The organism is Cryomorphaceae bacterium, from assembly GCA_007695365.1.
GTDB lineage: Bacteria > Bacteroidota > Bacteroidia > Flavobacteriales_D > SKUL01 > SKUL01.
The window spans coordinates 1-18,939 of sequence record REDV01000060.1 but is presented as its reverse complement, the minus strand read 5'-3'; the positions used below and the strand labels follow the sequence as shown (position 1 = coordinate 18,939).

The 18,939-nt window shown below is 48.2% G+C and carries 12 protein-coding genes; 10 read left to right on the top strand and 2 right to left on the bottom strand.

Annotated elements, in window-relative coordinates; genetic code table 11:
- Nucleotides 1-17 precede the first annotated feature (17 nt).
- The 4 genes from sprA to EA392_03940 are packed head-to-tail and all read left to right on the top strand — an operon-like array spanning nucleotide 18 to nucleotide 8,840.
- Complete coding sequence (gene sprA, locus EA392_03955; protein ID TVR40410.1) at nucleotides 18-7,322, top strand: cell surface protein SprA; 7,305 nt, start codon at nucleotides 18-20, stop codon at nucleotides 7,320-7,322.
- Nucleotides 7,323-7,361: 39 nt separating this feature from the next.
- Entirely contained in the window at nucleotides 7,362-7,739 is a 378-nt protein-coding gene (gcvH, locus tag EA392_03950; protein ID TVR40409.1) for a glycine cleavage system protein GcvH, read from the top strand.
- 6 nt (nucleotides 7,740-7,745) lie between these two features.
- Nucleotides 7,746-8,147 (top strand): hypothetical protein, encoded by a 402-nt coding sequence (locus tag EA392_03945; protein TVR40408.1) that lies wholly within the window; start codon nucleotides 7,746-7,748, stop codon nucleotides 8,145-8,147.
- 24 nt (nucleotides 8,148-8,171) lie between these two features.
- Nucleotides 8,172-8,840, top strand: a complete 669-nt coding sequence (locus EA392_03940; protein TVR40407.1) for an energy transducer TonB — start codon at nucleotides 8,172-8,174, stop codon at nucleotides 8,838-8,840.
- 252 nt (nucleotides 8,841-9,092) lie between these two features.
- Here EA392_03940 and atpC read toward each other — a convergent pair whose 3' ends face one another.
- Nucleotides 9,093-9,329 carry an ATP synthase F1 subunit epsilon gene (gene atpC / locus EA392_03935; GenBank protein ID TVR40406.1) on the bottom strand — a complete coding sequence of 79 codons (237 nt, stop codon included), beginning with the start codon at nucleotides 9,327-9,329 and terminating at the stop codon, nucleotides 9,093-9,095.
- Nucleotides 9,330-9,337: 8 nt separating this feature from the next.
- Complete coding sequence (locus EA392_03930; protein TVR40405.1) at nucleotides 9,338-10,843, bottom strand: F0F1 ATP synthase subunit beta; 1,506 nt, start codon at nucleotides 10,841-10,843, stop codon at nucleotides 9,338-9,340.
- A 169-nt stretch (nucleotides 10,844-11,012) separates the two neighbouring features.
- Here EA392_03930 and EA392_03925 point away from each other — a divergent pair, with 169 nt between their 5' ends.
- From EA392_03925 to EA392_03900, 6 genes are all read left to right on the top strand, one after another.
- A complete protein-coding gene (locus tag EA392_03925; protein ID TVR40404.1) occupies nucleotides 11,013-11,951 on the top strand; it encodes a bifunctional riboflavin kinase/FAD synthetase in 939 nt (312 codons plus the stop codon).
- Complete coding sequence (locus tag EA392_03920; protein ID TVR40403.1) at nucleotides 11,948-12,538, top strand: leucine-rich repeat domain-containing protein; 591 nt, start codon at nucleotides 11,948-11,950, stop codon at nucleotides 12,536-12,538. The genes EA392_03925 and EA392_03920 overlap by 4 nt, the downstream gene beginning before the upstream one ends.
- A gap of 12 nt (nucleotides 12,539-12,550) precedes the next feature.
- Nucleotides 12,551-12,802, top strand: coding sequence for a hypothetical protein (locus tag EA392_03915; GenBank protein ID TVR40402.1), 252 nt, complete (start codon nucleotides 12,551-12,553; stop codon nucleotides 12,800-12,802).
- Nucleotides 12,802-13,950 (top strand): hypothetical protein, encoded by a 1,149-nt coding sequence (locus tag EA392_03910; GenBank protein ID TVR40401.1) that lies wholly within the window; start codon nucleotides 12,802-12,804, stop codon nucleotides 13,948-13,950. Before EA392_03915 ends, EA392_03910 begins: the two co-directional genes overlap by 1 nt.
- A 391-nt stretch (nucleotides 13,951-14,341) precedes the next feature.
- Nucleotides 14,342-16,993, top strand: coding sequence for a hypothetical protein (locus EA392_03905; GenBank protein TVR40400.1), 2,652 nt, complete (start codon nucleotides 14,342-14,344; stop codon nucleotides 16,991-16,993).
- 154 nt (nucleotides 16,994-17,147) lie between these two features.
- Complete coding sequence (locus EA392_03900) at nucleotides 17,148-18,860, top strand: DUF2813 domain-containing protein (GenBank protein TVR40399.1); 1,713 nt, start codon at nucleotides 17,148-17,150, stop codon at nucleotides 18,858-18,860.
- Nucleotides 18,861-18,939: the final 79 nt, after the last annotated feature.

Here is an 18,939-nt window from a genome sequence, read left to right as displayed (position 1 = left end):
ATAAGGAAACTAGACAGTTGAGTTTACGGTGTAGGAATATTCTACTGTTCATACTGGGTATTTTGTTGATCGGATTGGCGTCCGGTACGGAAGCTGTTGCTTCGTACCACGCTTTCCCGGAGACATGGATACCTGGTGGCATATACGTGCTTCAGCCGGATTCGCCTGATGTGGATCTGCCATTCCCCTTTGGCGACAATATCAACCCTTTTGAACAGCAAGGCGGAATCAACCTGCAAGACCCCTCAAACATTGAAAGTGTGGTAGAATACGACCCCGAAACGGGCAACTATTTTATCTACCAGCGCATCGGTGATCAAATAGACTACCGCAACCCCACGGTGATGTCGTTTGAGGAGTACATGAACTACGACATGCAGAGGTCGCTGGAGGAATACTGGCGCGAAAAAGAAGCAGTACAATCCATGGCGCAGGCCGCAGAAGATGGCACAGGCGGCGGATTTGCTCCCCAGCTCAAAATTGAGTCGGAAGCCTTTGACCGCATTTTCGGAGGAAATACCATCGACATCCGCCCACAGGGTACGGCAGAGCTCATCTTTGGTATAAACATCAACAAGAACGAAAACCCACAGATTCCCGAGCGCCAGCGAAGCATTACCACCTTCGACTTCGACCAGCGTATCCAGATGAACATCATTGGAAATATTGGAGACAAAATGAAGCTCTCCACCAACTACAACACGCAGGCAACCTTCGACTTTGAAAACGAGATGCGCCTGGAGTACACAGGTTACGACGACGAAATCATCAAGCGCATTGAGGCAGGTAACGTGAGCATGCCCCTTGGCGGATCACTGATCAGTGGTAGTCAGTCGCTCTTCGGGGTAAAGGCCGAGCTTCAGTTTGGAAAACTATATACCACCACCTTGTTCTCACAACAGCGCGGTCAGCGTCAGGAAATTAACGTGGAGGGAGGTGCCCAAATCCAGGAGTTTGTGCTTTCGGCCGATAACTACGAGGCCAACCGCCACTTCTTCCTGAGCCGATTTTTCCGCAATCGCTATGACCGGGCCATGCGAAGCCTCCCCGTCGTAAACTCGGATGTGCAAATTACGCGGATTGAAGTGTGGGTGGTAAACTACCGGGCCGACGTAGAAGACAACCGTAACATCATCGCCCTGGCCGACCTCGGGGAATCGGGAGACGGTTTGAGTGATTACGGGCAGGACAATCTCGTAGTACAACCCGGAAACATTGCCAGCAACAACCGAAACAGTATTTATACGCTTTTGGACGTGCCACAGGTTCGAAACTTCAACACAGCGGCTTCCGCGCTGGCAGGGCTGGGCCTTCAGGAGGCGGTTCACTTTGAACGGATCGCCAATGCCCGACGTCTTACCGAGAACGAATTCACCTACAACTCAAAACTCGGATTTATCTCTTTGAACCAGGCGCTTAACAATGATGAGCGCCTTGCTGTTTCTTACGAGTACTTTCTCGATGGCCAGCGTTACCAGGTAGGAGACCTCTCAACCGACGGGGTCACCGGTGCCAACGCCCTCTTTGCAAAACTGCTCAAGTCATCACTCACAAACGTGTTCATTCCGCTGTGGGACCTGATGATGAAAAACGTGTACTCCATCGGAGCCTATCAGATCAACCCGCAGGACTTTATCCTCAACATCTGGTACGATGACCCCACCGAGGGTATCAACATCCCCATGATACCGCAGGCTGGGGTAGAGGATTTGCCGCTGGTGCAACTTTTGGGCCTCGACCGAATTGACGTAAACGGCGCCGCCATCCCCGACGGGCGATTCGACTTTGTTGATTTTGCCGCCACACAGGGGGGAACCATCAACTCGGCAAATGGTAGAGTCTATTTCACCACCATTGAGCCATTCGGTACCACGCTCGATCAAGCCATGGAAGAAAGGGGTGTGCCGGAGGCCGTCAGGCAACAGGTTGTTTTTCAGGCACTTTACGACTCGTCAAAAATAGCCGCTCAGCTTATGCCCGGGGTAAACCGTTTTACCATACAGGGTACCTACCAAAGTGCATCATCCGATGAAATTTCGCTCAACGCGCTGAACATTCCGCAAGGTTCGGTGACCGTAACCGCCGGTGGTGTGATGCTGCAGGAAAACGTGGATTATACCGTGGATTACAACATGGGGCGTGTACGCATCCTCAACTCCGGGCTTCTAGAGTCTAAAACGCCCATTAAAATTCAGCTTGAGAGCAATACGCTCTTTAGTATCCAAACCAAAACCCTCCTCGGGCAAAGGTTTGAATACCGGTTCAACGACAAGTTTCACCTTGGAGGTACCCTGATGCACCTCTACGAACGGCCGCTCACTCAAAAGGTAAACATTGGCGATGAGCCCGTGCGAAACACCATTTGGGGTCTGGATGGTAATTACAGCACGGAATCCAATGTGCTCACCAAAATGATTGATGCCATTCCGCTGGTCAATACCAAGGAAGTCTCCAGCATCAACATGTCGGGAGAATTTGCCCACCTGATTCCGGGTCACTCACGCGCTGTGGGTAGCGAGGGTAACGCCTACATTGATGACTTTGAAGGCAGCCAGAGCCGTATTGACCTACGGAACTTTATCGCGTGGTCTATCGCGAGTCCGCCGCAATTCAGCCCCGACTACCCCGAAGCTATGTTTGTAGATAGTTTGGTGGCTGGTTACAACCGCGCTCACATAGGTTGGCACATTGTGGACCCGCTCTTTTACCGAAACGACCCCCAAACTCCTGACAATATTTTCCCATTGCGGCACTACCAGCGCCAGGTGCTTGAGCGGGAGGTGTTTCCCAACAGGCAGCTCCCCGCGGGTATGCCCACCAATATTCCTACGCTCGACATGGCCTTTTACCCCAGTGAACGTGGTCAGTACAACTTCGACGTGCCCGGAGGTTCGGCGTATTCGGCGGGTATTAACCCCGATGGTTCTTTGATTGACCCGGCCAGCCGGTGGGGTGGTATTATGCGGAGCCTCACCACTACCGACTTTGAGCAGGCCAACATCGAATTTGTGCAGTTCTGGGTGATGGATCCGTTTAACGAAGACGCGGAGGAATTTCTGGGAACCACCCCGGGTGGTAAGCTCTATATCCACCTCGGTAACATTTCTGAGGACATTCTTCGAGATGGACTGATGAGCTTTGAAAACGGGTTGCCCGTGGATGGATCCGACGACGGGGGCGGATTGGTGACCACCTACACCAACTGGGGCCGTGTGCCGCTTTCCCAGAGTATTGTAAACGCCTTTGACAATACCACCAACTCAAACGCAACCCAGGACGTTGGTCTCGACGGACTGCCCAACCAGCGCGATGGGCTCCCCGATGAACGCAGTCACTTCAGCAACTATCTCAACCAGCTTCAAGGCTTTTTAACTCCCGCTGCTTTTCAACGCGCTTTCAATGACCCCGCCAACGACGACTACCTCTACTTTCGCAACAACACCTACGAGAACGAAGTGATCAACCCGCCGGATATCCTTGAGCGCTACAAGCGATTCAACGGATTGGAAGGGAACTCGGTGTCAACCCAGGACGCTCCGGAACCCTATCCTACGCTGGCCACTACCTTGCCCTCTACCGAAGACGTAAACCAGGATTTGACCCTCGATGCATCAGAAGCTTATTTTGAATACGCCATCGAATTTCAACCACCCGATCACCCCCTGATGCAGATCGGCTCCAATTTTATTACCGATAAGTTGGTTACCAGAGGTTCCGATGACCGTGAAGTGACCTGGTATCAGTTCAAGGTGCCGGTGCAGGGTTTTAACCGAAGGGTGAACATACAAGACTTCCGCTCCATCCGTTTTATGCGCCTGGTAATGCGCGAGTGGGAAAACCCCACCGTGCTGCGTTTTGCGCGCCTGGAGCTGATTCGCGGTGAGTGGCGACGCTACATGATGAGCCTCTCCGAAGGGGTGGAGGGGCCGGTAAATGAAAACCCCGAAACAGTATTTGACGTGGGCGCGGTGAACATTGAGGAAAACGGTGACAGAAGGCCGGTGAACTATGTGCTGCCCCCCGGTATTGAACAGCAGATTGACCTCGGGTCTGCCAACCTGCGCAACCTCAATGAGCAATCTCTGGCACTGATTGTGTGTGGACTGGAAGATGGAGATGCCCGTGCGGCATTCCGAACCACCCAGGTGGACATGCGCCTTTACAAGCGACTCAAAATGTTTATTCACGGAGAGTCGCTCGATTTGGACGACCCCATTGAGTTTGGAGATCTCTCCGTGTTTATTCGTCTGGGTTCCGATTTTGACCAGAACTTCTACGAGTACGAGGTTCCCGTATTACCCACAGATTTCAATTCTCTGAATGATCAGATAGCAAACCCGAGGGAAGTTTGGCCCGAGGAAAATGAAATGGATATTGAGCTTGACCTCCTGCTCCAGCTCAAGCTTCAGCGAGACAATGAAGTAGTTACCGGCATTCACCCGGCCAACAACATTCCATTTTACGGCAACGATGGGGACCGAAGGATGACGGTGGTGGGAAATCCCGTGTTGAGCAACGTGCGTATGATTATGATTGGGGTGCGAAACCCCAAGCGAGACGGCCCACGCGCCAACCCCTGGAAAACCGACGATGGCTTGCCCAAATGTGCGGAAATATGGGTGAATGAGTTGCGCATGACAGACTTTGATAACTCCGGGGGTTGGGCCTTGCAAGGCCAGATAAGTGCCAAGCTTGCCGACCTCGGTAACGTGGCCATATCCGGTAACTACAGCACCCCGGGTTTTGGCGGCCTCGAAAGCCGTGTTCAGGAAAGGCAGCAGGAAACCACTCGCGGGTTTGATATTTCAACCAACCTCGAATTGGGTAAGCTCCTGCCCGATGGTGCCAACGTGAAAATCCCCATGTACCTCGGTTATTCCGAGCAGGTGTCTGATCCGCGTTTCGACCCCCTTGCACCCGATATTGAGCAAACCGAGGTAGCGGCCACCCTTGACCGCGACGTGGCCAGGGAACGGCGAAGGCGGGTGCAGGATTATCAACAACGGCGAAGCATCAACTTTACCAACGTGCGGAAAGAGCGCAATCCCGACAACCAAAAAGACCCACAACCCTGGGATATCGAAAACCTGACCGCAACCTACAGCTACAGCGAGATTTACATGCGCTCGGCACAGGTGCAGCACAACACCACGAGAAACCACCGGGCTTCGCTTGCTTATACGTATATGAATCAGCCAACCAACTGGAAGCCATTTGCCAAGAGTAAGTTTTTCAGGTCTTCGCCCTTTTTGGCCCTGATCAAAGATTTCAACATCAATCTCGGTCCCAAACAACTGGCTTTCCGAACAGATGTAGATCGCTCCTACAACGAAATGCTGCTGCGCAACAACACCCAGATCACGAACTTTCCTCAACCCGAGCTGTACACCAAAACCTTTAACTGGCTCAGAAACTACGAGCTCTCATACGACATCACCAACAAACTAAGGGTGTCTTTTATGGCCACCAACCAGGCTATTGTGGGTGAAACGCCGGGCAGGGTAAACAGGTCGTTCGAGGATGAGTATCAACTGTGGCGAGACAGCGTATGGAGCAGTGTGCGGAACTTTGGTGAAACCATGGATTACAACCACGCGTTCAATCTATCGTACAAACTTCCGCTCGATAAGCTTCCCCTCACTGACTGGATGACATCTGATGTGCGCTATACCGGTACCTACAACTGGCAACGGGCACCGCTGGCCCAGGATACCCTGGGTAACAACATCCAGAACAGCATGAACGTCTCTATCAACCACCAGTTTAATTTCCTTTCGCTGTACAACAAGGTGGGCTACTTCAAAAAAGTGAACCAGAAGTTCAGGGCACAAAGCCAGGCCGGAGGTGGCCGTGGTGGGCCCCAACGGCCGGGTGCCCCCCAACCAAAAGAGGATGATAAGGACAAGGATAAAAACAAGGATCCCAATCGGTTAAGGCCATGGGATTACGGGGCCAAGCTTATCATGACGGTGAAGAATGTGAACGTGCGGTACGCCGTGAATGAAGGTACCTATGTACCGGGCTATGGGCGCTCAACCACCATGATGGGTATGGATAACCAATTCCAAGCACCGGGGGCTGCCTTTATTTTTGGTTTACAGGATGAAAACTTCATACAAAATGCCGGGCGCAGGGGCTGGCTGGTTGACAATCCCTTTGTGCAGGAACCCACAACACGCAATTACAACGAAGACTTTAACATGCGCGTAAACCTGGAGCCGCTACCCAACATGCGTATCGAGGTGACGGCCAGCAGGATGATTTCTGAGAACACAACGGAAAAATACCGATTTAACCAGGACTTACAGGATTACCTGGGCGACTCCTACCAGAAGATGGGAAACTTCAGCATGACGTATTTGCCCATCCGAACAGCGTTTATTCGCGATGGCGAAAACTTCCAGAACGACGTGTTCGACCAGTTTGTGTTTAACCGATGGGATGTGGCTAACCGACTGGCGGCTCAAAGTGATTTCAGCAACCCCGTTTTCGACAGAGCAGAATTCCCCGACGGATACGGGCCCACCCAGCAGGATGTGGTTATTCCGGCCTTCCTCGCTGCATATACGGGCCAATCGGTTGAAGAGGTGCCACTTAATCCGCTCAATTACTCTGTTCTGGACGCTTTGATGAACCCCAACTGGAACTTTAACTACGACGGATTGTCCAAAATCAAGGCCCTCAAGAAAATTTTCCGCACCGTAACGCTCAACCACGGATACCGCTCCAACCTTACCGTCGGTGGTTACACCTCTAACCCCGCATTTGAACTCACCGCCGAAGGGGCGCCCATCCGCGACCGCAGCGAAGAGCAGAGCTTTATTCACGAAACACAAATCAACATTATTACCATCACAGAGCAGTTCGCACCGTTGGTCGGATTCGATATCACGCTTAACAACTCACTCAACGCCAAGCTTGAATGGCGCAAAGACCGAAATCTCGCACTCAGTACAGCCAACTACCAGGTTACCGAAATACGCGGCGAAGAGTACGTAGCGGGCATTGGTTATACCTTTCAGCAAGTGCAATTACCCTTTGAAGTGGGGGGCAAGAAACCCAAGAGCGACCTCACCCTCCGCGTAGATTTGTCCATCCGCGACAACCTGATGATTACCCGCAGAATGGTTGAGATGACCAACCTCGTGACCTCCGGTCAAAAAGTAATCTCCATTAAAGTAGCAGCCGATTACCTGATTAGTAGAGCATTAACGGTGCGAGCGTTTTACGACCAAATGGTGAACCAGCCCCGAACCACCATCACATTCCCCACCAGTAACATCAATGCAGGTCTGAGCCTCCGGTTCACACTTTCGCAATAGATTTTCCCGCTATATTTGCCCAAAGTCAAAATACCCATCATGAACATACCAGACAATTTAAAGTACACCAAAGACCACGAGTGGATTCGCATCGAAGGCAACGAGGCCTATGTAGGCATTACCGATTTTGCCCAGGGCGAATTGGGCGATATTGTGTTTGTAGAAATTGAAACCGAAGGCGAAACCCTCGACCGCGAAGAGGTCTTCGGATCGGTTGAGGCTGTAAAAACAGTATCCGACCTCTTTATGCCTATCTCAGGTGAGGTGCTTGAAGTAAACAGCCAGCTGGAAAGCTCACCCGAAGTGGTGAACCAGGACCCCTATGGCGATGGCTGGATGGTAAAGGTTTCTGTTGGGAATCCCGATGAACTCAACGACCTACTGGACGCTGCGGCTTACCGCGAGTTGGTGGGATAACGTATAATGCTGAAGCGCTGGTGGCCGGCAGCTTTATGGGCTGCAATCATCTTTGTGCTTTGCTCCATCCCGGGCAAGGATATTCCCTCTGCCGGCTGGATGCACGCCGTGAGCCTCGATAAGTGGGTTCACTTTGTAATGTTTGCCGTGCTCAGCATCTTGGTTCTGCATGGTTTGCGGAGGTCTTCGGGCCGGGATGAATACTGGCCTTTTCAGTGGTGGTGGGTTGGCCTGGTTGTGCTGTACGGAGCACTCACCGAAGGCTATCAGCACTGGTTTCTCGAAGACCGCTATGCCGATGTGTACGATTTTGTTGCCAATACCCTCGGAGCCCTTGTGGGAACATGGATATATCACCGGTACCATCATCTTTATTATCGGCGTGTGGAATCCGGAAAAACTTTCTAATTTAGCCCCAAATACTGCGAAAGCATGGAATTGAAGAAAAACCCGGAAGTAGATTTGGAAAAACGCCGCCCCGCGTTGATGTGGATGGGGCTGCTTTTCTCACTGGCCCTCGTTCTGGTGGCTTTCGAATGGAAAATCTTTGATAAGGTAGATACAGGCCTTGGAGATCTGGAGCTGGATATGATTGAAGAAGAAATCATTCCACAAAGTATCCAGAAGCCACCACCTCCGCCACCGCCACCTGCTCCTACCACCGTCATCGAAATTGTAGATGACGACGAAGAGATTGAGGAAGAACTCGAGCTGGAAGACATGGAGATCGACCAGGATACCGAAATTGAGTTCATCGAAGAGTACGAAGAGGAAGTGGCGGAAGAAGAAATCTTCACCATTGTGGAGGAAATGCCTTCCTTTCCAGGAGGTGAAGCCAAGCTCTTCGAATACCTCGGTAAGAACATTAAATACCCGCAAATCGCCAAGGAAGCCGGTATTTCCGGTATCGTGTACGTAACCTTCGTAGTAGATTCTCAAGGTAACATTACCGAGGTGCAGGTGCTCCGTGGTATTGGTGGAGGCTGTGACGAAGAAGCTGTTCGGGTGGTGAAAAACATGCCCAAATGGACGCCGGGTAAGCAGCGCGGAAAACCTGTAAAAGTGCGCTACAACCTGCCTATACGATTCTCACTGAAATAAACATTTGGTTGCTAAACAACCTGAAAAACCGTTGGCAGAAGTCAGCGGTTTTTTTTGTGCGTCATTTTGTATTGAGCGTAGCGGGACGCTACGCTCAACACAGGACGCTACGCTCAACACAGGACGCTACGCTCAACATGGACGCTACGCTTAACATGGACGCTGCGCTTAACAAGGCGCTGCGCTTAACAAGCAAATAAAAAGGCCACCCGATTACGGATGGCCTTCAATGTGTGAGATTGAAAGTGCAGCTTATTCAGCCAGTACAGTCAATTTATTGTTGAGCATCTCAATCGTGCCACCTTTCACTTCAAAACTGTGCTGCTTTCCTTCGGCAGTTTTCACCTCGATGGTTCCGGCGCGCAGGGTGGTGATAAGCGGTGCGTGGTTGTTCAGGATACCGAGGCTACCGTCGATGCCGGGAAGCACCACAGAAGAAGCTTCTCCTTCAAAAACCTTGCTTTCCGGCTTTATGATTTCAAGATGCATACGCAGTATTATTTGGTGCTCGCAAGCATTTTCTCTCCTTCTTCAATCACCTCCTCAATAGAGCCTTTCAGGTTGAAGGCTGCTTCGGGGTACTGATCTACTTCGCCTCGCAGAATCATATTGAAGCCTTTGATACAGTCCTCAATAGATACCAGCACACCTTTCAAGCCGGTAAACTGCTCGGCCACGTGGAAAGGCTGCGAAAGGAATCGCTGAATACGACGTGCGCGGTGCACCACCAGCTTATCGTCTTCGCTCAATTCGTCCATACCAAGAATGGCGATAATATCCTGAAGTTCCTTGTATCGCTGAAGGGTTTCTTTTACGCGCTGCGCAGTGTTGTAGTGCTCGTCACCCACAATTTCGGGCGTGAGAATGCGCGAGGTAGAATCCAATGGATCCACCGCAGGGTAAATACCCAGCTCGGCAATTTTACGACTCAATACCGTGGTGGCATCCAGGTGGGCAAAGGTGGTTGCCGGTGCCGGGTCAGTCAAGTCATCCGCAGGTACATATACCGCCTGTACCGAGGTAATAGAGCCTCGCTTTGTAGAGGTGATACGCTCCTGCATGGCACCCATCTCAGAGGCCAATGTAGGCTGGTAACCCACAGCAGAGGGCATACGTCCCAAAAGTGCGGATACCTCCGATCCCGCCTGGGTAAATCGGAAAATGTTGTCAATAAAGAAAAGAATGTCGCGACCTCCGCCTTCGTCGTCACCATCGCGGAAGTACTCCGCAAGGGTAAGTCCCGAAAGGGCCACACGCGCACGTGCTCCGGGAGGCTCGTTCATCTGTCCGAACACAAAAGCCGCCTGCGATTGCTTCAGTTCTTCCCTGTCTACCTTGCTCAGGTCCCAGCCGCCTTCTTCCATGCTTTTCTTGAAAGCCTCGCCGTAGCGGATAATTCCGGCTTCAATCATTTCGCGCAGAAGGTCGTTTCCTTCGCGGGTACGCTCTCCCACACCGGCAAATACCGAGAGGCCTTCGTATCCTTTTGCAATGTTGTTGATCAGCTCCTGGATCAGTACGGTTTTACCTACACCCGCACCACCAAAGAGACCGATTTTTCCTCCTTTGGAGTAAGGCTCAATCAGGTCAATCACTTTGATACCGGTGTAGAGAATTTCTTCGCTGGTGCTCAGGTCTTCAAATCGGGGTGCTTCACGGTGGATGGAGTATCCGCCCTCTTTGCTCACATCGCCGATACCGTCAATGGTGTCGCCTACCACATTGAACAAACGTCCTTTCACCGCATCACCAATGGGCATGGTAATGGGCTGCCCGGTGGCTACTACATCCATGCCGCGGCTCAATCCGTCGGTGGCGTCCATCGAAATGGCGCGAATGGTGTCTTCACCCACGTGCTGCTGGCACTCCAGAACGATGATCTGGCCGCTGTGGCTGGTGATTTCGAGTGCGTCGAGAATGTTCGGAATGTCGGCCGAGTTCTCGAAGCGAACGTCCACAACCGGACCGATAATTTGAATGATTTTCCCTTTTACCTGAGACATATGATTTCGTTTAAAAAGTAGGCGCTTAAATCGGGCGCAAAAGTAGAATTAATTGGCAGAGTAACCAACTCAATCAGGGTGATTTTGTTTTTCTAACTTTGAGGCACGAACCACGCACAGTTCAAAGTCTTTTCAAAACACCCTAAATAGTACTTAATCAGAGCCTGCATTGAAAGTTTACCAGAGCATTGATTCCTTCGCTCCACTGGCCCACGCGGTGGTAACGCCGGGTACTTTCGACGGTGTGCACCTCGGACACAAAACCATTCTGAACCGGCTCACCGAAATTGCGGCAAAGCACAAGGGCCAATCGGTGGTGCTTACCTTTCATCCGCACCCGCGCATTGTGCTGCACGGCCCCGACACCAATATCCGCCTGCTCACCACCCTTGAGGAGAAAACCGATTTACTCGCAGAGGCCGGTATTGATCACTTCATCATCCACCCTTTTACCCCCGAATTTTCGCGCACATCGGTGGTGCACTACGTGCGCGATTTGCTGGTGAGCCAAATAGGGATGAAGCACATGGTGATCGGCTACGACCACCACTTTGGCCGCAACCGCGAAGGGAGCCTCGAAAACCTTCAGGAGCTCGCCCCGTTGTACGACTTTGATATTGAAGAAATTCCCGCGCAGGACATTGACCGGGTAAACGTGAGCTCTACCAAAATCCGCCACGCGCTGAACGAAGGTGACGTGGAACGCGCCGCTCGTTACCTGGGCTATCACTATCGCCTAACTGCATCGGTGGTAACCGGGCAGCAACTGGGCAGGCAGATAGGCTTCCCCACGGCCAACCTGGAGCTCGACAATCCCTGGAAGATGATTCCTGCGCATGGCGTGTACGCAGTAGAAGTGACCGTGAATGGAACGCACCATGCCGGAATGCTCAACATCGGCATGCGCCCCACCATCGCCGGTTCCGACAAAACCACTACCCTTGAGGTGCATTTGCTCGATTTTAAAGGCGACCTTTACGGACAGCAATTGGGCATTGGCTTTGTAGCAAGATTGCGCAACGAAACGCGTTTCAACAGCATGGAGCAGCTCAAAGAACAACTTATTGCCGACAGAGAACGGGTGCGCGAAACCCTTCAGCGAAGATGAAAAACTTCCTGACCATAGCGTTTTTACTGCTGATGGCTACCGGCTCACGGGCGCAGTTTATTGAAGACCTGCAGCAGGATTACGACTATGAATTCAGGAGTTTGCAGGAAGCCCTTCGCGACCCCGACGCGGTGTACTACCTGCGCCTCAATGTGAAAAAGGGTGAAATTCCCCCGGAGGTGTTCACCCTTACCAACCTCCGGAGCCTTACCCTGAAAAAAGGCAAAATCACCCAAATTCCGGCGGAAATTTCGGCGCTGGTGCATCTTGAAAAATTAGACCTCACCCAAAACAAGCTGGAGCGTTTTCCGGAGGAGGTTATTGGCCTGCCCCAATTGCGGATTCTCAAGCTGGGGAAAAACCCCATTTCGCGGCTGCCCGACGAAATGGTGAACATGCAAAAACTCGAAGTGCTTGATTTGTGGAGTACCCGGGTGAGCCGCTTTCCTGTGGCGATTGAAAAAATGAGCTCCCTGCGCGAAGTGGATTTGCGCATGGTAGAGGTAGATCGCGACGAGCAGAGCTGGCTCAAAGAGGCGCTGCCCAATGTAAATTTTCATTTTTCGGCTCCCTGCGATTGCCGTTAAAAACCCATCAACATGCTCAAAGCCACCGCCGAAATCAGTTTGTACCCCCTCAACCAAAACTACATACCTGCCATTGACGATTTTATTGCGCGACTCAGGGCACACCCCGGTTTTACCGTAAAGGTGAACGCCACCAGCACGCAGGTATCCGGCGACTATGACGCCCTGCTCAACGCCATTCAGCAGGAAATGAAAAGCACTTTTCTGCAGGACGGTAAGTATGTGTTTGCGGTGAAATTTCTGAAAGGCGACCTGTTGAACTGATGCGGCCGCTGCTGGAGCTGATGGAAGAATGGGCGCCTCAAATGGAGCAGGCAGCCGTGGTGTTTTCGCTGCTCTACGTTTTTCTGGCCGCCCGGCGCAGCATCTGGTGCTGGCTGTTTGGCGGACTGGCTTCGGCCATCAGCGTGGTGCTGTTTTTTACCGTGAAACTCTACGCGGAGTCTGCCTTGTACCTGTTTTATGTGGTGATGGCGGTGTACGGCTGGTGGCAGTGGAGCAAAGCCCGGGGCGACGACGGTAACTTTCGCATTGTGGAGTGGCGAACCGACAGGCACGTGTTGCTCATCGTGGTTTCGGGCATTGCCGGTATTGGCTTGTTCAGTTTGTTGAGCGAGCTGACCGACGCCGAGCTGCCCTTTGCCGACGCCATGACCACCACTTTCAGCATTGCGGCAACCTTTATGGTGGCGCGCAAGGTGCTCAGCAACTGGATTTACTGGATAGCCATTGACGCGCTTTCGGTGTGGTTGTACTACACCCGCGGACTGGATTACTTTGCCCTGCTGATGCTGCTTTATACCGGTATGGCCGCCTACGGATTTGTACAGTGGCGAAAGGAGTACCGCGCGCAGGAGCCGCTGCCGGAGCCGGAGGAACCGGAGAACCACGGCGACCCGAAGCCCGTGGTGGTGATTACCGGTCCGGAATGTTCGGGCAAAACCACCCTTGCCAAAGATTTGTCGAAGGCTACGTTTCAGCCCTGGGCCGAAGAACAGGCCCGCGCTTACCTGGAGCAGCTGGAGCAGCCCTATACCTCTGATGACCTGGTGAACATTGCGCGTATGCAGCTTGAGGCCATCCGGCAAAGCTCCCAACGCGCCGCCTTGTTTGCCATCAGCGATACCGGTCCGGAGGTGGTGTTGCTTTGGCACCGCGACAAGCTGGGGCCCGAGCCACCCGCATTGCGCGCCATGCACGAGCAGTTTACGCCCGTGTTGTACCTGCTGTGCCGTCCTGATATTCCCTACGAGGAAGACCCCCTGCGCGAGGACCCGCACCGCCGCGACGAGCTTTTTGAGCAATACCGCGCCCTGCTCAAAGACCGCCCTGTGGTAGAAATATCCGGCACCCGGAAAGAAAGAAACCAAAGTGCCATGATGGCGCTGGTGGGGTTGGTGAGGGGGGATTGAGGAGCAAACTTTCCTCAGAGCTGTATCACGAAACTTTTGTGGAGGAGGATGACGGGTTCGCAGACCTGCATCTCTCTGGGTGGACACAGGTTAAAGAGGTATTTTGCCGTAACAACGGGCTTATTTGAGATGGGTGGGTGTGGGGCGTGATGGGTACTACCGGGATCTGCACAGCCATGTTACCCGGAAAGGCTACGAGAAGCTTGTTTCGCCCCTGGATGATTTGGTAGTATAAAAAATAGGTATAACTTTGAGCCAACGACGTATATAAGCCATGCCTTCCTTCGCACATATGGGAAATATCCGCAAGTTTGGGGGGAAAGTTGCGGATATATGTACGTTAGCGGCAACCCAAAGAAACTTACTGCTATCTTGAAATCAAGAATGACAAATGAAAATTATCACAGGATTTATAATAATAGTAGTACTTTTTGTCGGAGGACTTTTACTCTATCGGTGGGACAAGGAGAAAAAGCGAAAGAAAAAAGAACTTGAAGAAAAATTAGCCAGAGAAAGAGAGGCTGCAAGACAACGCCTCTTTGATTTTTTCACTTCAAAACTCGACAGTATAAAATCATCAGTTGACCTGTTTTCAAAACATCTTGACTTTCAAAACGGCTATTTTGCTAACTATCCTTTAACTGTTTGGACAAACAAGCAGGCCACCCTTTTTAATGAAATCAAAGACAAACCCTACGAAAAAATTGGATTGTCGGATACAGAAGTTCAGACGATAAAGACTTTTCAGAATTATTTCAAAAATGCCAAAACCTTTCGCAACGACTTCAATAAACAATTTGTAAAAGATGAATTAAAGAATTACGATCGATTTTTTGACAATATTGAAGGGAGGAAACTTGACACACAACAAAGAACGGCAATAGTAACGGATGAGGACAACAATATTGTAATAGCGGGTGCAGGTTCCGGGAAAACAACAACCATAGTTGGAAAAGTGAATTATGTAATTGACCGTTACAAAATTGCCCCGGAAGAAATTTTGCTTATCTCTTTTACCAATAAATCAGCTTCTACTCTTGCAGACAGAATAGATATTGATGGAGTTGAAGCAAAAACATTTCATAAATTCGGCAAAGACGTCATTGCTGAAGTTGAAGGAAAACAGCCGAGTATTTTTGATGAAAGCCAGTTCAGGCCACTACTTACCAAGTATTTCAAAGAATTAATTCAAAACGAAAGTTACTTGCAACAAGTAACGCAATACTTTACTGATTTTTTAAAGCCAACTAAGTCGCAGTTTGAATTTGAAAATCAAGGTGATTACGTTCAATACCTCAAAGACCAGAATTTTAGAACATATAAAGTCAAAGAAATTCCAGTAAGAGGCAGAACAACTTACAAGATGGAAGTCGTAAAAAGTATTGAAGAATGCCGGATTGCAAACTTCCTTTTATTTAATAGTATCAACTACGAATATGAATATCCATACGAACACGATACGGCTACACGAGCATACAGACAATACAAGCCCGATTTTACCATAATTCAAAACGGAAGAAAGGTATATATAGAACATTTTGGCGTTTCAAGGAACGGTGATGTCCCTCATTGGTTCGCAAAAGACGGAGAAACTCAAGAAGAAGCGAAAGATAAATATTGGGACAAAATAGAATGGGCAAGAAAAATGCACGAAAGATATGGTACTTCATTGATTGAAACTTTCAGCTATGAAATGTCGGAAGACAGTCTATTTGAAAATCTAACTAAAAATTTAATTGAAGCGGGCATAACCTTAAAACCTAAATCACCAAGAGAAATATGGGAAATAATAAATGAAGCAGCACAAGAAGAAGTTAGCAGCTTTATTGCTTTGTTTCAAACCTTTATAACATTAATGAAATCCAACAGCTATACAATCAAGGACGTAATTAATAAAAACGGACAAACCCAAGACAATTTTCAAAAGAGGAGAAATGATTTATTCATTAAAATCATTGAGCCGATTTTTGAACGCTATGAAAATCGATTAGCCGAAAGAAATGAAATTGATTTTAGCGATATGATTAATAAGGCATCAAGCTATCTTACTATTGGAAGTTACAACAGAACCTTTGGTTATGTGATAATTGATGAGTTTCAAGATATTTCCATTGGCAGGTATCAACTCGTCAAAGCAATAAAAAATAATAATCCAGCCTGCAAATTATTCTGTGTTGGTGATGATTGGCAATCAATCTACCGATTTAGTGGTAGTGATATTGCCCTATTCAAAGAGTTTGAGAATTACTTTGGGTACACAGTTAAATCCAAAATTGAAACTACTTATCGTTTTCACAATCCGTTAGTAAATCTTTCCAGTGAGTTCATTCAAAAGAACCCTAACCAAGCAAGAAAGGAACTAAAGGGTAAATCCAATTTGGGCAAAACTTACTATGAAATTCATTATTCTGTCACTGACAATCAAGACGATACTTTTGCTCTAAAACAAATTTTTGATAAACTATTAGAAACGACCGATAATATTGAAAGCAAGGAAATATTTATTTTGGGTAGGTATAATTTTGATATTGACAGAGTAAAAAATGAACATCACGTTTTTCGGATTAACAAGGAAAGTGGAACACTTTCATACAACGTAAAAACAGAAGAAGGAGAAACGAGAACCATACAGGCTCAATTCCTGTCGGTTCATAAAGCGAAGGGACTTGAAGCAGATATAGTTATTATCATAAATTGCAATTCAGGGAAGCATGGATTCCCTTCTGAAATGTCAGATGACAATGTATTAAACCTACTGCTAAGTGAAGCTGACCAATTTGAAAATGGAGAAGAAAGACGACTGTTTTATGTTGCAATGACCAGAGCTAAAGAAAACGTTTTTTTCGTTGCAGACAGTTCATACAAATCAAAGTTCATCTCAGAATTGGAATTAGAAAGTGACAATTCATTGATAAAGAAATGTCCACGATGTGTAACCGCAGACCTTGTTAAAAGAAGCGGGACTAAGAACGGAAAACAATGGGCTTTTTATGGTTGCTCAAATTTCTTGTACGGTTGTGACTATCAAGAATGGGTAAATTGAAAAAACAAAAAAGGGTATGCCGCTAACAAAGTATAGAAAACATAGGGCGGACAAGGGTTGCAAAGAGTTTAGTGCTCTTAATGAACTTCCTGCTCGGCTGACAGGAAAGTGCTCCGAAAGCCCTACGTTTTTTATACAGAGCCGTTGTGGGTAATTGAAAAAGACACAAATGATAGATAAGATTGAAATATCAAGGTTTAAGAATATCGAAGAACTCGAGCTTAGACTTGACAATATAAATGTTTTGGTTGGGGGTAATAATGCTGGAAAAAGTTCAATTTTACAAGCTATTCAGTTTTCGATTTCAATTGCTCAAACTACATCACTTGCTGAATTTCGAAGAACAAATTGGAAAAATGATAGGCTCTCAACATCATTGACTCCGGAACAAATATTGTACACACCTACCAACGATATTTACACGCTGGGGAATGGCGGGTCTCTAAGTCAGAAAGTTGAAGAAGCTATTCTCGTTAAGTTTACAGAATCTGATTCAAATGAAACCGCAGAATTCACACTCAGAAAAGGCCGCAATAAAAATCTTCTTGTAGCAATTGATGGACAAGCGCTAGGACAACAAATCCGAAACATTGAAAGTCCATTTTCAATTTATGTTCCAGGGTTAGCAGGAATTGCAGCTTTTGAGCAGTTTAAAAGCGAAGGTATAGTTAGAAAAACTGCTGCTAAGGGAAACGCAAACAGTGTTTTTAGAAATATCCTATTGATTTTGTCACAAAATGCGGAGAAGTGGAGCGCATTTCATGAAGATCTCAATGATATTTTCCCAGATATATCTATAGAAATTTCATTTAACCCAAGAAGGGACGACAACATTGATGTTTATATTATCAAAGGAGATTTGAATCTGCCAATTGACACTTACGGCACTGGCGTACTTCAGACAATTCAGATTCTTTCATACTTGCATTTGTACAGACCCAAATTTTTGATTCTTGATGAACCCGACAGTCATTTACATCCACAAAATCAGAAAATCATAGCCGGAAAACTTCATGAACTAACAACAGAATTAGGGTTTCAAATCATTTTAAGTACCCACTCAAGACACCTGCTTGATTCTTTTCAAGAGGTAGCTGAGGTTCATTGGATAGTTGATGGAAAATTGAGCGAAGAAGATTACAATTTTGTCAAAGTCCTATTGGAAATTGGTGCATTAGATAAGGGTGACTTCTTGAATAATGGCAATATTAAGTGTATTGTATTGACGGAGGACTCAATCACTAAACCATTAAAAGCTATTCTCATGGCAAATGAATTTAACCTTGATGAAACTGATGTTTGGGCTTATGATGGTTGTTCAAAATTGGATACTGCTGTTGTTTTGGCCGCTTTTATCAAAAAGCATGCTCCCAATGCTCGAATTATAATACATAGGGATTCAGATTATTTAAGTGAAGATGAAAAGCGTGATATAGCTCAAAAGGCAAGTGATGCTGGGTTGGATATATTTTTCACTGCAGGAACTGATATTGAATCAAACTTTTTGAACAAGGACCATTTACAATCCATCTTCCCCGAATTAACTGATGAAAGATATAATCAGATACTTCAGGCTGCAATTGAAGAAAATAGAGTGAAGTCTATGGAGACCTACATTAATCACATGACACAGCTTGCATTGACCGAACAATACAGGGGTGGACCTAGAGTTAACAATGGACGAATTAGTACAAACTGCTTAGATAGTTTTAATACAGATAGGGTTAAACTCAGCATTGGAAAGAAGCTTTTGAAATCCATTAAAAGGCAGACGCAAGAGGAAATTGAACAAAGAGATGTTTTCAGGGCCACTGAGCACCTTAAAAATGAAAAGCTTTCGACAATTAAACAGGAGATTTGGGAATAAGAACTACCCACAACATCTAAGGCTCAAACGCACTTGCAGCCCTTCGCTCCCCTCAGGAACCTAACTGCGTTTGAGCCCT

Excerpts from the sequence above, each read along its gene's own strand:
- EA392_03945 (TVR40408.1), top strand. The coding sequence starts at position 7,746 with ATGCTGAAGCGCTGGTGGCCGGCAGCTTTATGGGCTGCAATCATCTTT.
- gcvH (TVR40409.1), top strand. The coding sequence starts at position 7,362 with ATGAACATACCAGACAATTTAAAGTACACCAAAGACCACGAGTGGATT.
- EA392_03930 (TVR40405.1), bottom strand. The coding sequence starts at position 10,843 with ATGTCTCAGGTAAAAGGGAAAATCATTCAAATTATCGGTCCGGTTGTG.
- EA392_03920 (TVR40403.1), top strand. The coding sequence starts at position 11,948 with ATGAAAAACTTCCTGACCATAGCGTTTTTACTGCTGATGGCTACCGGC.
- EA392_03910 (TVR40401.1), top strand. The coding sequence starts at position 12,802 with ATGCGGCCGCTGCTGGAGCTGATGGAAGAATGGGCGCCTCAAATGGAG.
- EA392_03915 (TVR40402.1), top strand. The coding sequence starts at position 12,551 with ATGCTCAAAGCCACCGCCGAAATCAGTTTGTACCCCCTCAACCAAAAC.
- atpC (TVR40406.1), bottom strand. The coding sequence starts at position 9,329 with ATGCATCTTGAAATCATAAAGCCGGAAAGCAAGGTTTTTGAAGGAGAA.
- EA392_03940 (TVR40407.1), top strand. The coding sequence starts at position 8,172 with ATGGAATTGAAGAAAAACCCGGAAGTAGATTTGGAAAAACGCCGCCCC.
- EA392_03905 (TVR40400.1), top strand. The coding sequence starts at position 14,342 with ATGAAAATTATCACAGGATTTATAATAATAGTAGTACTTTTTGTCGGA.